The organism is Streptomyces polygonati (assembly GCF_042650325.1).
GTDB lineage: Bacteria > Actinomycetota > Actinomycetes > Streptomycetales > Streptomycetaceae > Actinacidiphila > Actinacidiphila polygonati.
In genome coordinates, this window is sequence record NZ_JBHSBB010000007.1 from 184,497 (window position 1) to 199,298 (window position 14,802).

Consider the following 14,802-nt stretch of genomic DNA (forward strand, 5'->3'; position numbering starts at 1 on the left):
CCCGTGGCTTTCGGGCGTGCGGGATGGCCGCGGCGGATCCGGCCGGCGGCTACGGCGTGCGGGGTCGCAGGCGCACGCTGCCGGTACGGACGCGCGGCGAAGGCGCGCGGGGCGGGCGGGCCGCGCCGCGTCCCCCGCCGGTAGCGGTGGGACGGTCGGGGCGGTGCCGGTCCGGCGCTGGGGACGGTGCGGTGGAATGCGCCCGGGACCGCGCCCGGTACGGTCCGGGGCGGGTTCCGGGCCGGGTTCCGGAGGCGGTGGCGCGCGGTCGCGCGATGCTAGATGATGCCCAGGCTGATCGCGAACTCGGGCTTCCCGCCGAGCAGGTAGGCGCCGGCCGACTGCAGGATGCGGTCCTGCGCGATCAGGTGCTGGCACATGGTGGTGGTGTCGCGCAGCCAGCGGTCCATGGGTGCGTCGCGGTTGATGGACCAGGTCTGGTGGAGGTCGTAGAGGCGGGTGACGATGCTGCGGGAGGTGCGGAAGGCGTGCACCCAGGACAGGGGCGAGGCGGCGCGTTCGGTTTCGGTGAGGTCGTCGAGGGTGCCGCCGGCGGCGAGGACTTCCCATTGGCGGGTCATGGCGCCGTAGACGCCGTTGCGGGTGGCGTTGAAGTCGGCTTCGCAGGCGGCGATGGTGGTCTGGGCGCGGAAGCTGTCGGACCAGTCGGTGCCGGTCATGCGGTCGGTGCGGTCGCGGGCCTGGGTGCGGGCGTGGTCCAGGGCGGCCCGCGCCACCCCCAGTGGCACCCCGCACATGGCGCGGGTGAACGCGTCCGGCTGGGCCAGTGGTCCGGGCCGCCCGAGGACGACACCGAAGGTGTAACTGTGCGCTTCGGGTACGAAGACGTCGGTGATGGTGTAGTCGCAGCTGCCGCTGCCGCGCAGTCCGGTGGTGTTCCAGTTGTCGATGATCTCGACCTGGTCCTGGGGGACCATGAACTGGCGGGACTCGTGCGGGTTGCTGCCGTCCGGGCTCGCGTAGGGCTCGCCGTCGAGGTAGACGAAGGCGCCGGAGGTGACCCAGTCGGCGTGGGTGATGCCGCTGCCGAAGGACCAGCGGCCGGAGAGCCGGAAGCCGCCGGGCACCTTCTCCGCCCGGCCCGAGGGCTGGAGCAGACCGGCGGTGATGGTGTCCGGACCCGCGAACATCTCCTTGGCGGTCGCCGGGTCGATGTAGTTGCAGTAGATGCCGGTGTTGGCGCCGATCACCGCGCACCACGCGGCGGAGGCGTCGCCGTACGCCAGCGCCTCGACGACGCGGGTCTGCTCCATCGAGGTGAGTTCGAGGCCGCCCCATTCCCGGCCGAAGCACATGCCGAACACACCGGTGCCGCGCAGCAGTTCCACCACGTCGGCGGGCAGCCGGCGGGCCTGCTCGATCTCCGGTGCCCGCTCGCGCAGCACCGGCGCCAGCGCCCGCGCCCGGGCCAGGAGCCCTTCCGCGCTGTCCGGAACCCCGGCCGCCACCGGGGTGTGGGTCACCGTCATGTATCGCCCCTTAACTGTTGGTCGCGCCGAATGCCTGCTCGCCCGCACGCCACGCGTGACAGGTCGTCCTACGAGGTCAGGCCGAGACTGATGCGGAACTTGGGGGTGCCGCCGAGCAGATAGGCGCCGACCGACTCCAGTACCGCGTCCTGGGCCGTGAGGTTCTGGCACATGGTGGTGGTGTCGCGCAGCCAGCGGTCCATGGGTGCGTCGCGGTTGATGGACCAGGTCTGGTGGAGGTCGTAGAGGCGGGTGACGATGCTGCGGGAGGTGCGGAAGGCATGGAGCCAGGCCAGCGGTGAGGCGGCGCGTTCGGTTTCGGTGAGGTCGTCGAGGGTGCCGCCGGCAGCGAGGACTTCCCATTGGCGGGTCATGGCGCCGTAGACGCCGTTGCGGGTGGCGTTGAAGTCGGCTTCGCAGGCGGCGATGGTGGTCTGGGCGCGGAAGCTGTCGGACCAGTCGGTGCCGGTCATGCGGTCGGTGCGGGCGCGGGCCTGGGTGCGGGCGTGGTCCAGGGCGGCCCGCGCCACCCCCAGCGGCACCCCGCACAGCGCCCGCATGAAGGACTCCGGCTGGGAGAGCGGGCTCAGCCGGCCGCGCGGCTCGTAGAAGGTGAAGGTCCGCGCCTCGGGTACGAAGACGTCGGTGATGGTGTAGTCGCAGCTGCCGCTGCCGCGCAGTCCGGTGGTGTTCCAGTTGTCGATGATCTCGACCTGGTCCTGGGGGACCATGAACTGGCGGGACTCGTGCGGGTTGCTGCCGTCCGGACTGGCGTAGGGCTCGCCGTCGAGATAGACGAAGGCGCCGGAGGTGACCCACTCGCTGTGGGTGATGCCGCTGCCGAAGGACCACCGGCCGGAGAGCCGGAAGCCGCCGGGCACCTTCTCCGCCCGGCCGGCCGGGGCGAGCACCCCGGCGGTGATCAGGTCCAGGCTCGGGTAGATCTCCTTGACCACGCCCGGGTCCAGGAAGTTCGCGATGAGACCCGTGTTCGCCCCGATCACCCCGCACCACGCGGCCGAGGCGTCGCCGTACGCCAGCGCCTCGATGACGCCGGTCTGCTCCATCGAGGTCAGCGCGGGCCCGCCCCATTCCGGGCCGAAGCACATGCGGAACACACCGGTGCCGCGCAGCAGTTCCACGATGTCGGCGGGCAGCCGGCGGGCCTGCTCGACCTCGGCCGCGCGCTCGCGCAGCAGCGGCGCCAGCGCCCGCGCCCGGGCCAGCACCTCGGCGGCGTCCTGCGGCGGTCCGGCCGTCCCGGTCGCCGTCGTCCGCGCTGTCGGTGTGGTCGTCATGGAGCCGCCCTCCGGATGATCGTTCGTGTCGCTCATACGTCCACGTCCAGCAGCCCGGCCGGCATGGCGAACGGCGCGTCCGCCGCCGGCGGTCCGACCGGCTCGGTGTCCAGCTCCACCAGGGCGGCCGCCGCGGCGAGCCGTTCCTGGCAGGTGGCGGTGTCGTCGGCCTCGCAGACCACGAAGGAGTGCCGGGCCAGATAGCCGCGCGGCGGCAGCCGCAGCGTGGTGCCGGCCTCCGCCATCGGAGCGGCGGTGACCAGTCCCGGCGCTTCGGTCGGTACGGTCAGCGACCTCAGCAGGCAGTCCTGTTCGGGATAGCCGAAGCGGATGCCGGCCACCGAGCCGCGCGTTCCGGCGGTGTCCGGGCGCTGGCCGATGGAGACGTCGAAGAGTACCTCGCCCGGTTCGACGCCGGTGGCGATACGGCCGAGGAAGGGGATGAGGTCCCCGCCGAGCCGGCCGTTGACCTCGATGATCAGCGGGCCGCGGTCGGTGAGCCTGACCTCGGTGTGGGTGATGCCGTCCTCGATGCCGAGGGCGGTGTGGGCCCGCGCCAGGGTGTGCAGCAGCTCCGGGTCCGACAGCAGCGGGTCGGCGCCGTCCACGACATGCCCGACCTCCTCGAAGTACGGCTGGTCGCTGCTGTACTTGCGGGCCAGGAACAGCGGCAGGTACTCGCCCTTGTGCACCGCGCCGTCCACGCTGATCTCCGGACCGGGCGCGTACTCCTCCACCACCGCGCTGGCCCGGTAGGGGCCCGGGTCGACATGGCTGGCGCTGAGCGCGATGTCGAACGCAGCGTCCAGCTCTGCGCGGTCGGCCGCGAAGACGACGCCGATGCTCGCTCCCATGGCGCGCGGTTTGAGCACCACGGGATAGCCGATCCGCTCGGCCGCCGCACGCGCCTGCTCGACCGTGGTGGTGAGCGCGAAGCGGGGCTGGTGCAGCCCGGCGGCGGTGAGTTCGGTACGGGTGAGCTCCTTGTCGCGGCAGCCGCGCACCCCGCGGGCGGACAGGCCCGGCAGCCCGAACTCGGCGGCGAGCAGACCGGCGTCCAGCACCAGCGGCTCGTCCCAGCAGATCAGTCCGACCAGGTTGCGGCGGGCCGCGACCTCGCGGGCGGCGGCCCCCATCACCTCGGAGTCGAAGACGTTGGCCACCACCACCTCGTCGAAGTACTCCCGCTGCCAGGTGGGGTTGAGGTTGTTCAGCAGCACCAGCTCCAGGCCGGCCGCGCGGGCCCGGCGGCTGATCGGCGCGACCAGGTACTCGCGGTAGACCTTCAGCCCGCTGCCGATGACCAGCAGCGTTCCATTGCTCGCTGTCATGGGCGGTCCTTCCGGGTCTCGGCCGGCCGGGTCATCACGCGCTCCTCTGCTCGGCGCCGGCCCGGCGGGACAGCAGATCGGTGGTGATGTCGTGGGCGCGGTGGCCCAGCACGCTGATCAGGGAGTCGGCGATGCCGTGGGTGGCCTCGTTGACGCCCTGGAGGTAGACCGCGCCCCACGCGGTCTCCCCGAGGTCCAGCCGGTAGTTGCGGCCCACGGTGATCTCGTCCAGACCGGCCTGGGAGGCCAGGTCGCGCACCAGGGCGGGCATCCGGGGGTCGTAACCGGTGCCGAGCAGGACCAGGTCGCAGCGCAGCGGCTCGACCTTGCCGGTCTTGCGGTCCCGCACGTCCAGCACCACCTCGTCGCCGTCGGTCCGCGCGCCGACCACCTCGGTCATCGCCCGTACCTCGGAGCGCTGTGTGCCCTGCATGCGCTGCTGATACAGCATCATGTAGATCTCGTCCAGGAACGGCGGCGCCAGACCCGCGTAGTTGGTGAACCGCATTTCGTCCAGTACCTGCGCGCGTACTTCGCTCGGACTGTCGTAGAACTCATCGATGAAGGACGGGAAGAAGAGTTCGTTGACGAATTTACTGGTCTGGTAGTTCTGCAGGCCGATGGAACGCACGACCATCGTGATGCGGCTTTCCGGGAGATTCTCGTGGAGCGCGTAGAACATCTCCGCCGCGCTTTGCGCGCCACCTACGACGACCGCGTGCAGCGGTTTGTCGCGGGGAATTTCCGCGATACGGCTCTTGTAATGGGCGCTGTGCACGACGCGGTCGGCCGGCAGTCCGGAGAAGACCTCGGGGACGCGCGGGTCGCGACCGCCGCCGACCACCAGGTCGCGGCAGCGGATGGTGTCGCCGTCGGTGAGCTTCACCGTCCAGCCGTCGAGCGTCCCGTCGGCCGCGCGGACCGGGTCGACACTGGCGGCGCGGGCCCGGTAGCGGATCTCCACCTGCTCCAGCGACGCGGCCACCCACTGCAGGTAGTCGGAGATCTCCCAGCGGAACGGGTGGAAGGAGCCCAGGTTGATGAAGTGGTCCAGCCGGCCCTGGTCGTGCAGGAAGTTCAGGAAGGAGAACTTGCTGCGCGGGTTGCGCAGCGTGACGAGGTCCTTCAGGAAGGAGACCTGACTGCGCGCCCAGGGCATCAGCAGGTCGCGTTGCCACTTGATGTCCGGTGCCTGCTCCAGCAGCAGGGTGCTGCCGGCCAGTTCGGCCGAGCCGCACTCCTCGACGGCCGCGGCGAGAGCCAGATTCGCCGGCCCCGCACCAATTGCCAGAACACCAACTTCGCGGTCAGCCATATTTACCCCTCGATGACGGTCATTCCACTCGACGGATGGTCAGTGCCGCACGGTTCATCGATGGTGCTGTCGCCGTTCCGATAATTTTCGGGATCCCACCGGACGGCTCCACAAGACTAGGGAGTCGGGATTCCCGAGTCATAGGGGAAACATTCCCTGCCGCCCGGGAATCTGGGCCGCCCGGCCGGAGCGGCAGGGAAGAACCGGGATGGGGCCGAACACGGCTGCCGAAATCCTCCGCAACCGGGAATCGGGCGGCCCGAATTCCCGTACGCCGCTGCCCGGCCGGCGTACGGGTAGGACGGACACCCCTGGCGGCGCCCCAAACGGGGTCACCGACAGCCCCCTGACGGAACGCCGGGCCTACTCCCCGGCCGGCGGCCTCGGGTCCGGAGCGAGGTCGACACGGATCAGGGCGGCGGCCGCCTCGCCCTGCCGCAGCGCCAGCGCCGGGCCGTCCGCGAGGGTCATCACGATGCCGGCCCGGTCCCAGGAGTTGCGCAGGCCGGTGAAGCGGCGGCCGACCGGCGCACCGCCCATGTCGACGTGCACCACCCCCTCGCTCCGCGCGGCGTCCTCCAAGCCGTGCACGGCCTCCACGGTGCCGGTCTGCTGGGGAGCCACGAAGCGCACCGCGGCCGCCCGGGCGGCCCGCGCGGGCAGCGGGGCGGGCGGCTCCTCACCCCGCATCACCGCGTAGTAGGAGCGGAACAGCTCGATCGGGTAGGCCATCTCGATGATGTCCGGGATGGCGTCGCCGGGCATCCGGCCCGCGCACTCCACCAGATACGGCACACCGTCCGAGACGATCCACTCGCAGTGCACGACCCCGGTACGGAAGCCGGTCGCGGCCACCAGCCGCGCTGTGCGCTCCCCGAGCAGCCGGGACAGGTCGTCGGTGGTGTCGGCCGGCACCACATGGGCGAGTTCCACCGGATACGGACCGGGGAACAGCCGCTTGCCGGTGACATTGGTGAACAGCGGCTCGCCCTCCCGGACCAGCATCTCGACGCTGAACTCCGCGCCCTCCACGAACTGCTCGGCGAGCATGGACACCTCGATGGGCCGGTCGGGCACGAAGATGCCCTCGTCCTGCACCAGGCAGTGCTGCCAGGCGGTCTCGACCTCGCCCGGATCCCGGACGACCTGGACGCCCACCGACGCCTGCCGGTTGGCCGGCTTCAGGACGATCGGCCCGGACCGCTCCCGCAGGAAGGCCAGCACATCGGCGGGGCTGTCCACCCGGACCGAGGCCGGGTTGGCGATGCCGGCCGCCGCGGTCACCCGGCGCAGCAGCGCCTTGTCCCGCAGGATCTGGGCGGCCCCCAGGCTCGCGCCGGGTAAGCCGTAGCGCTCGGCGAGCCGGGCCGCGAACGGCACGGCGTACTCGATGGCGGGGACGATCGCCGACGGGGCCAGGTCCGGGTACGCCTGGTGGAACTCGTCGGCGGTGCCGGGCAGGTGGTACTCCCACTCGATCAGGGCGCGCGCGAAGGACAGGTCAGCCATCTTCTGGTCCAGCTGCCGCTTGGCCGCGACGTCCGGCTCCTCGACGTAGATCACCGAGTCGGCCGGCTGGAACGCTCCGATCGCCTCCAGCGTCAGGCCGACGAACCCGACGATCACCACGGGCCCGGCGGGTCCCTCGGGCAGGGGTCGCTCGCTCATGCAGTGCCTCCCACGACTTCTTGACCGCCTTTGGTGTTTGCGTCCGGCCCGGAACCAGGACCGGAACCAGGCACGGAACCGGGACCGGTATCCGCTTCGGCGCCCGGCCCGGTCTCCGCTCCGGGACGCGGTTCGGCGCCGGCCTTCGCTTCGGCCGGCCGGCTCAGCCCGGCCATCGCCAGCAGGCCGGCCGCCACGTTGATGCCCGCCACCAGGAGCCAGAACCCGCCGCCGAGCCGGGTCCACACGAACACGCCGAACAGCGGCCCGAGCGCGGACGCCAGCCCGGCCACCGCCTGCATCGTCCCGATGTAGCGGGCCTTGAGCGCCGCCGGGAACGTCGCCGGATGGGCGAACATGCTGGGCCCGGCGATCATCAGCCCGCTCACCGCCAGCACCGCGCCGACCAGCACGAACACCGGGGAGTGCACGGCCAGCGCGTAGACGGCGAAGCCGGCCGAGTTGACCAGGTGGCCCCCCGCCACCGCGATGTGCGTGGGCAGCCTGGTGATGTAAGTGGTGATCTTCAGCTCGCAGGTGATCAGCACCAGGGACGAGACGGTCAGCACGCCGCTGTAGAGGCTGGTCGGGTAGTGGTCGGCGACCACCTCCAGCGGCAGCGCCATCGCCGACTGCACGTAGCAGATCGTGCCGAGCAGCACCGCGAACAGGTAGAACATGTACCTGCGGTCGTGCAGCATCGCGACATAGGCCGCCCGTCCGGTGACGGGCGGCGGCGCCTGCTCCGCGGCGTCCTGCGAGTCCCGCGGCGCTTCCTCGGGCGCCGCGGTCCGCCGCGGCAGCAGGACGAAGGCCAGCGCCGAGTACACCAGCGTGGTGGCGCCGTCGACCCAGAACAGGGCGTTCCAGTCGACCAGGATCAGCCCCGCGGCGATCAGCGGCGCCACCGCGGCCCCGGTGTTGAGCGCGATCCGCATCATGGAGAAGGCCATGACGTGGTAGCGCTCCGGCATCAGGTCGCTGAGCAGCACCGCGGCGGCCGGGCGGTACGCCTGGGCGAGCAGCCCGGCCAGCGCGATGACCACCAGCAGCCACCCCAGCCGCCCCGGCCGGCTCAGCCACGGGATCACCGCCACCAGCGGCGCCGACCCGGCCATGGCCACCATGATCGTGGTCCGCGGTCCGAACCGCTGGGTGGCCTCGCCGCCGAGCATGGTGCCGAAGATCGTGCCCGCGCTGTAGGCGACCAGCCCCAGACCGGCGTCACGGATCGTCAGGTCACGATGCGTCAGATAGAGAACGAGGAAGGTCTGGACGAACGCGCCGAGCTGATTGATCAGCACGCCGCCCAGCAGATAGCGCACCGGTGTCGGGGTGGCCCGGAGCGTGTCGATCACGCTCGTCCGGTCGTTCTCGGTCATACCGCAGCCTCCCTGGCAGCCTCGGCGATCCGCTGTCCGACCAGCGGAGCCGCCGCGAACCCATTGCCGCCGCAGGCCGCACGCGACCAGACGGCACGACTCACCCGGGCGAGATGAGCTCCGCCCGTACGCGTGTCGGTCGCGTAGTGGCATGCTTTCACCGCGGCGACGGTGTAGCGGTCGATTCCGTGAAGAACCCCCGCCCCGGCCAACTGCTCGGCCCAGGGCGCCTGGTCCTCGTCGTCGGCGTCGGCGCTGTCCACCGTGCGGCACACCGCGTTGGAACTGATCTTCAGCAGTGTTCCGTCGCCCGGGGGCACCATCCACCCCTGGCCGTCCAGCCCGAGGCCCCCGACGGCGGGCACGTCCCGCCACCAGGAGGCCGACTCCTCCGGGGGCCGCAGGTAGAGCATCGTCTGGCGGTTGAGGACCACCGGGTGCGGCACCAGGTCACGGGTCCACGGCCCGGCGCCGACCAGCACCAGATCGGCGCCGGCCGTACCGCCGCCGGCGAGCGCGACCCGGCCCGTGCCGGCGTCGACCGCGCTCACCGCCGTGCCCGGCCGCAGCTCCACCGCCGGGTGGGCGGCCAGCCAGCGGGCCGCCGCGGCCAGCACCCGGTCGGCCAGCAGCACACCGGCCGCCTCCTCCCACACCCCGGCGGTCCCGGCCGGGAAGCCGAGCTGCGGCAGCCGCGGCGGCTCGACCCGCCGGACCGTGACGCCGGCCGCCGCGGCCTCGGCGGCCACCTCGGGCAGCCGCTCGGCCGGCCAGGCGGTCACCACACCGACCCGCCGGTAGAAGGCGGCCCCGAGCACCGCCTCCAACTCCAGCCAGCGCCGGTGGGCGGCGAGCAGCCGCCCGGTGGCCGCCGGGTCGCCGACCACCAGGGTGCGGATCGCCCGGTGCTGGTCGTACGACGTCGAGCGCGGGTTGGGGATCGGTCCACGGTCGAACACGGTCACCCGGTGCCCGGCCAGCGCGCACTCAACGGCGGCCAGCAGCCCGGTGACACCCGCACCCACGACGACGACCCGCGCGGTGGCCGTCACCGGCGTCACCGCGGGGTCTCGGCCAGTCGCGGCAGCTTCCGGGGAGTGAATTCGGTGGCGTGCGGCGCCGCCGGGACGGAGGCGTCGGGCAGGCCCTTCTCGGCCAGGTCGACCAGCAGCGGCGCGGCGCAGCGCAGGAACAGGTCCGTCTCGTGGCAGAAGTCGCCGGCGTCCGCGTCCGTCACCTCCCACGCGTCCAGCCGGGCCAGTTGCTCGGTGAGCGTGAAGGCCGCCCCGGTCAGGCTGAAGCGGCGCGGATCGTAGGAGGCGGCGAACCGCGCCAGCATCCGGGCCGCCGCCGTACGCGACCGCTCGGAGACCGGCAGCGCCCCGCGCCCCGCGAAGGCGCCGGCCTTCTCCGCCACCCGGTTCCAGGGGCCCACCAGCCGCGAGCCGACCACCTTGGTCATCGCCTCGCGGGTGAAGTTGGTGCGCTGGAAGTCCGGCGCGGTGGCCGCCAGGTAGTAGCGGATCAGGTCCCGCGGCACCTCGGCGGCCAGCTCCTGCCCGGTGACGACATGGCCGCGGCTGCTGGAGAACTTGTCGTTGTCCAGCTCGTAGAACTCGTTGGTGACGAAGTGCTCGGGCAGCGCGTAGCCGCCCAGCGCGATCAGCATCGCCACGCCGGCCACCGCGAAGGCGAAGCCGGCGTCGGAGCCGAAGAAGTAGACCACCCTGGGCTCCGCCTCGGCGAACCACAGCTCGTCGTCGGCGGACAGCACCTCGCCGCGCCGTTCGGCGGCCAGGGCCGATGCGTGCATGCTCCAGGCGATCGTCTCGGTGTCGGCGTAGAGCACCTGCCCGGCGACCTCGGGGAAGGGGGCGGGGATGCCCCAGGAGATCGGCAGCGTGATCGGGTAGTCCGGCAGCGGCCCGGCCAGCATCTCCTCGACCATCTGGGCCAGCCGGGGCCGCAGTCGGCCGCCGATCGCCGCGAAGTAGGCCACCAGCGCCTCGCGGTGCTCCTCCAGCGGCAGGACGAGCACTTCGCACTCCCGCAGTTCGACCGGCTCGTCCGGGTTCAGGGTGGAGTGGGGGTCGACCAGCTCGCCGGAGGCGATCCAGTGCCCGCACCCTTCGCACAGCCCGGCGCACCCGTCGGCCAGGCACACCGGGCATCCGCCCCGTACGTACGCGTCGGTGAGATACTCCCCGGTCCCGGGCAGATAGGGGAAAGCGACCCCTTTCAGCCGCAGCCGGCCCGCGCTGTGCAGGCGCTCGAAGAAGGTCCGCACTGTCTTGATGTAGCGGTCGTCGAAGGGGACGAACCCGTCGGGCGCGATGCCCACCGCGGCCAGCGTGCGCTCCACCTGTCCGGCCGAGCGCTCGCGCAACTCCTCCGGCGGCAGGCCCAGTCGGCGGGCGGTGGTCACGATGTAGTTCTGCGTGAAGTGGACGCCCGTACCGAACAGGACGTCGCCGCCGGTCGCGCGGGCGTGGCGCGCGTAGACATCCGCGCTCAGAAAGGGACCGGCCAGGTGGCCGAGGTGCAGATCGCCGTTCGCGGTCGGACCGGGGGCGATCACCAGCGTGCGGACCATCGGGCGCTCCTTGGGTGGGGTGCGGCGGGGCCTGCGGAGAGTGCTGTAGTCGGGGACCGGCTGAGGCGGACATAGCGGCACGGCAGCCGGTGTCCGGGTCTGCCGCGACGGTCGAACCGCCGCTCGGGCATCCCGGGCTTGCGACGTCCTGAGGCTAGATATCGGCGCTTCCCCGTCGATAGGGGAACTGTTCCCGAGGACTGGGGAATCTCCGGCCGGCCCCGGGCCGGGCCACCGGGACGGCGCGCCCGGGCACGGCGACGCCGCGGAGATCCGAACGGCACCCCCTAGTCGCGCCCGCCGGCACCGAGCGCCGTACGCGAGGCCGGCGGTTCGGGGGCGGGATCACCGCCAGGGCCGCCGCTGGGGCCGCCGCCGGGGCCGGGTTCGGCGCCGGCGGCGAGACCTGACGCGGAGCCGGGTCCGAAGCCGGGAGCACGGTCGCGGCCGCGCCGGGCCACCACCGCCGCGGCCACCGCTGTCAGGCCGAGGAAGCCCAGGGACAGCAGGAAGACCGGCGAGGTGGGGGAGGCGGCGCGAGAGCCAGCGACCACGTACGCCGCGGTGTTGGCCGCGCTGCCCGCCGCGGTCGCGGTGAGGAAGGGGAGCAGCCGGATACGGGACATCGCCGCGGCGTAGTTGGCCGCCGCGAACGGCACACCGGGGAACAGCCGCAGCGCCAGGGTGCTGCGGAAGCCGTGCCGGCTCAACTGCCGGTCCAGGGACAGGACGAACCGACCGCGCAGCAGCGGCCGTACGGCGTCGCGTCCGAGGAAACGGCCGAGCAGGAAGGCCAGTCCCGCGCCCAGCACCGTACCCACGATCGCCGCGGGCAGTCCCGCGTGGATGCCGTACAGGGCGCCGGCCGCCGCGTTGAGCAGCGGACGCGGCACGAAGGCGACGGTGGCGAGCCCGTAGGCGAGGGCGAACAGCAGCACCGCGCCGGGGCCCGACGACGTCCGCAGCGGCCAGCCGTGCGTCAGCAGCCGCTGCGGCTGCGAGACGAGGGCGACCGCGATCGCCGCGGCCAGCACCAGCACCAGCAGGGCGAACCGGGCCCACGGTGAGAGCGCCATCCGGGCGCACCGGGCCGCGAAGCCGGGTGCGGGGCGGTCCGACCGGTCCGGCGTGTCCGACAGGGCGGGCGCGGCGGCGGGCGGGGGAGCGGAACCGGAGACGGCGGGGTCGACCACCCGGCGAGCGTAACCCCCCCGGCGCTACGCCCCCACCCCGTCCGTCACCCCACTCGGCCGCGGTTGCCCCGTCGCCACCACCGCGGAGGCGGTGCCCGGCGCGCGGTGGTCGAGGACGCCCGCGGTGATCGCGATGCCGAGGCCGATCACCGCGAGGACCGCTCCGACCAGCGCGGGAGAGGTCCACCCCCAGCCGGCCCCGATCGCGATCCCGCCCAGCCAGGCGCCCCCGGCGTTGGCGAGGTTGAAGGCCGAGTGGTTGGAGGCGGAGGCCAGTGTGGGAGCCCGGCGCGCCTTGTTCATGACCAGCATCTGCAGCGGTGTGGTGGTGAGGAAGCCGACCATGCCCAGGACCACCACCGCCACCGGGGCCAGTTCCTTGGAGCGGGCCGCGTAGTGGAAGGCCACCAGGACGACGGCGAGCGCGGCCAGCGAGCCGTAGAGGGTGGGCCGCAGCGCCCGGTCGGTGAGCGGTCCCGCGGCGAGCGCGCCCAGCGTCATCCCGATACCGAACAGGGCCAGCAGCAGGGTGACGGTGGAATCGGCGAAGCCGGTGACCTCGGTCATCATCGAGGCGAGGTAGCTGTAGACGGCGAACACCCCGGCGAAGCCGAACACCGCGGTGAGCAGGCCGAGCAGCACCTGCGGATCGCGCAGCGCGGTGAACTCCTGGGCCAGGCCGCTGTGTTCCTCCTCCGGCAGCAGCGGGACGAGCAGCGCCAGCGAGGCCAGCGCCAGCAGGCCGACCACCGAGACGACCAGGAAGGTGGCGCGCCAGCCCAGACTCTGGCCGAGCGCGGTCGCCGCGGGCACGCCCACGATGTTGGCGACGGTCAGACCGAGGAACATCGCGGCGACCGCCCGCGCCCTGCGCTCCTCCGAGACCATGCGCGCCGCCACCACCGCGCCGACGCCGAAGAAGGCGCCGTGCGGCAGCCCGGCCAGGAAGCGCCCGGCGAGCAGGGTGCCGTATCCGGGGGCGACGGCGGAGGCCAGGTTGCCCACCGTGAACAGCCCCATCAGCAGCAGGAGCATCCGCTTGCGCGGCACACGCGAGCCGAGCGCGGTGAGCAGCGGCGCGCCCACCACCACGCCGAGCGCGTACGCCGAGACGAGATAGCCGGCGGTCGGCACCGAGGTGCCGAGGTCGTCGGCGACGTTGGGCAGCAGGCCCATCATCACGAATTCGGTGGTGCCGATGCCGAAGGCGCTTATCGCCAGGGCGAGTATGGCCAGAGGCATGGGGATTCCTTCGCGGTACGGGGAGGGTGCGGGGACGGGGTGCGGAGCCGGGCGCGGCCGCGGGTGCGGCGGCCGCTGATGCGGTTGTTTAAGTTCATGGCCGGAACAAATTCTCTCACCCCGGTGATTCCCGTACGTCACCAGCGGGTGAAGTCGCGCCGACCATCGTCCGCACCGGCCCCAGCCCCAGTACCCGCCACCCGGGACCGACCCCGGGCTGACGCCCGGTCAGGCCGGGCGCAGCGACCCGGAGGGAGCCGGGGGAGCCACCCGGCCGGTCGGGCGGCCCTCCGCCCGTGGCTGCCGCCACCGGCGTGTCGTGTCCCGGCCCGGCAGGCGGACGACACGCCCGGACCGGACGGCTCCGGCGGCCCGACCCCGCCATACGCCGGCCCCCGCCGCGACTGGGAGAATCGGCCGGTGACCCAGGAACCCGTCCCCGTCAGCAGGACCGTCGACTTCGGCGTCGCCAGACTGCTGCCCGACCTGGACCGGCCGCGTGCCTGGCTGCTCACCGTGGACGGCGCCCCGCAGTCGTACGTGGACCTGGACGAACCCGAGCACCTGGAGTTCGAGTACACCCGGCGGATCGCGCACGTCCTGGAGTCGGCCTTCGACACGCCGATGGACGTCGTCCACCTCGGCGGCGGCGCGCTGACACTGCCCCGCCGGCTGGCGAGCACCCGGCCGGGTTCGCGGCAGCGGGTCGTGGAGGCCGACCGCGCGCTGGCCGCCCTGGTGGCCGAACTCCTGCCGCTGCGCGATCCCGGCGTCACCGTGGACACCGCCGACGCCCGCGAGTGGCTGACGGCCGCCGCCGACGGTGGCGCGGACGCGATCGTCGTCGATGTCTTCGGCGGCTCCCGGGTCCCCGCGCACCTCACCTCCGTCGAATTCCTGCGCGAAGCGGTACGGGTGCTGCGCCCGCGCGGCGTCTATGTGGCGAACATCGCCGACGCCGCACCCTTCACCTTTCTGGGCTCCCAACTCGGCACCGTCCGCGCGGCCTTCGGGCCGGACGCCGAACTGTGCCTGCTGGCCGAGCCCGGCGTGCTGCGCGGGCGCCGCTTCGGCAACGCGGTCCTGGTCGCCGCCCGGCGCCCGCTGCCGCTCGACACGCTGGCCCGGCTGTGCGCGGCGGACGCGTTCCCGGCCCGGGTGGTGACGGGCCGCGCGCTGCGCGACCTCACCGGGACGGCGGTGCGCGACGCGTCCGCCACCCCTTCGCCGGAGCCGCCGGACGGCGCGTTCACGGTGGGCTGAGTCACGGGCTGAGCCGCGGATTGAGCC

Annotated in this window: 10 protein-coding genes and 1 pseudogene; 1 reads left to right on the plus strand and 10 read right to left on the minus strand. The window is 72.9% G+C overall.

Translation table 11 applies throughout. The features are described 5' to 3' along the window. Positions 1 to 278 precede the first annotated feature (278 nt). The 10 genes and pseudogenes from ACFO3J_RS07215 to ACFO3J_RS07260 all read right to left on the minus strand — a co-directional run bounded on the left by ACFO3J_RS07215 (position 279) and on the right by ACFO3J_RS07260 (position 13,512). Positions 279 to 1,490: an acyl-CoA dehydrogenase family protein gene (locus tag ACFO3J_RS07215; RefSeq protein WP_386427277.1), complete on the minus strand. Its 1,212-nt coding sequence runs from the start codon at positions 1,488 to 1,490 to the stop codon at positions 279 to 281. A 68-nt stretch (positions 1,491 to 1,558) separates the two neighbouring features. Beyond that, positions 1,559 to 2,788, minus strand: coding sequence for an acyl-CoA dehydrogenase family protein (locus ACFO3J_RS07220; protein ID WP_386427793.1), 1,230 nt, complete (start codon positions 2,786 to 2,788; stop codon positions 1,559 to 1,561). 32 nt (positions 2,789 to 2,820) lie between these two features. Continuing rightward, positions 2,821 to 4,119, minus strand: coding sequence for an ATP-grasp domain-containing protein (locus ACFO3J_RS07225; RefSeq protein WP_386427279.1), 1,299 nt, complete (start codon positions 4,117 to 4,119; stop codon positions 2,821 to 2,823). 34 nt (positions 4,120 to 4,153) lie between these two features. Continuing rightward, the gene (locus ACFO3J_RS07230; protein ID WP_386427281.1) at positions 4,154 to 5,434 is read right to left on the minus strand and encodes a lysine N(6)-hydroxylase/L-ornithine N(5)-oxygenase family protein; all 1,281 of its coding nucleotides are present in this window, start codon (positions 5,432 to 5,434) and stop codon (positions 4,154 to 4,156) included. Between the two features lie 363 nt (positions 5,435 to 5,797). Further along, a complete protein-coding gene (locus ACFO3J_RS07235; RefSeq protein ID WP_386427283.1) occupies positions 5,798 to 7,102 on the minus strand; it encodes an ATP-grasp domain-containing protein in 1,305 nt (434 codons plus the stop codon). Then, entirely contained in the window at positions 7,099 to 8,484 is a 1,386-nt protein-coding gene (locus tag ACFO3J_RS07240; RefSeq protein ID WP_386427285.1) for an MFS transporter, read from the minus strand. The genes ACFO3J_RS07235 and ACFO3J_RS07240 overlap by 4 nt, the downstream gene beginning before the upstream one ends. Next, a complete protein-coding gene (locus ACFO3J_RS07245; protein ID WP_386427287.1) occupies positions 8,481 to 9,536 on the minus strand; it encodes an FAD-dependent oxidoreductase in 1,056 nt (351 codons plus the stop codon). Before ACFO3J_RS07245 ends, ACFO3J_RS07240 begins: the two co-directional genes overlap by 4 nt. A 5-nt stretch (positions 9,537 to 9,541) precedes the next feature. Further along, positions 9,542 to 11,077: a class I tRNA ligase family protein gene (locus ACFO3J_RS07250; RefSeq protein WP_386427288.1), complete on the minus strand. Its 1,536-nt coding sequence runs from the start codon at positions 11,075 to 11,077 to the stop codon at positions 9,542 to 9,544. A gap of 437 nt (positions 11,078 to 11,514) precedes the next feature. Then, positions 11,515 to 12,153 (minus strand): annotated as a pseudogene (locus ACFO3J_RS07255) (TVP38/TMEM64 family protein); the annotation flags it as partial. 141 nt (positions 12,154 to 12,294) lie between these two features. Next, positions 12,295 to 13,512 (minus strand): MFS transporter, encoded by a 1,218-nt coding sequence (locus tag ACFO3J_RS07260; RefSeq protein ID WP_386427289.1) that lies wholly within the window; start codon positions 13,510 to 13,512, stop codon positions 12,295 to 12,297. Between the two features lie 420 nt (positions 13,513 to 13,932). Here ACFO3J_RS07260 and ACFO3J_RS07265 point away from each other — a divergent pair, with 420 nt between their 5' ends. Continuing rightward, entirely contained in the window at positions 13,933 to 14,775 is an 843-nt protein-coding gene (locus ACFO3J_RS07265; protein WP_386427291.1) for a spermidine synthase, read from the plus strand. Positions 14,776 to 14,802 lie beyond the last annotated feature (27 nt).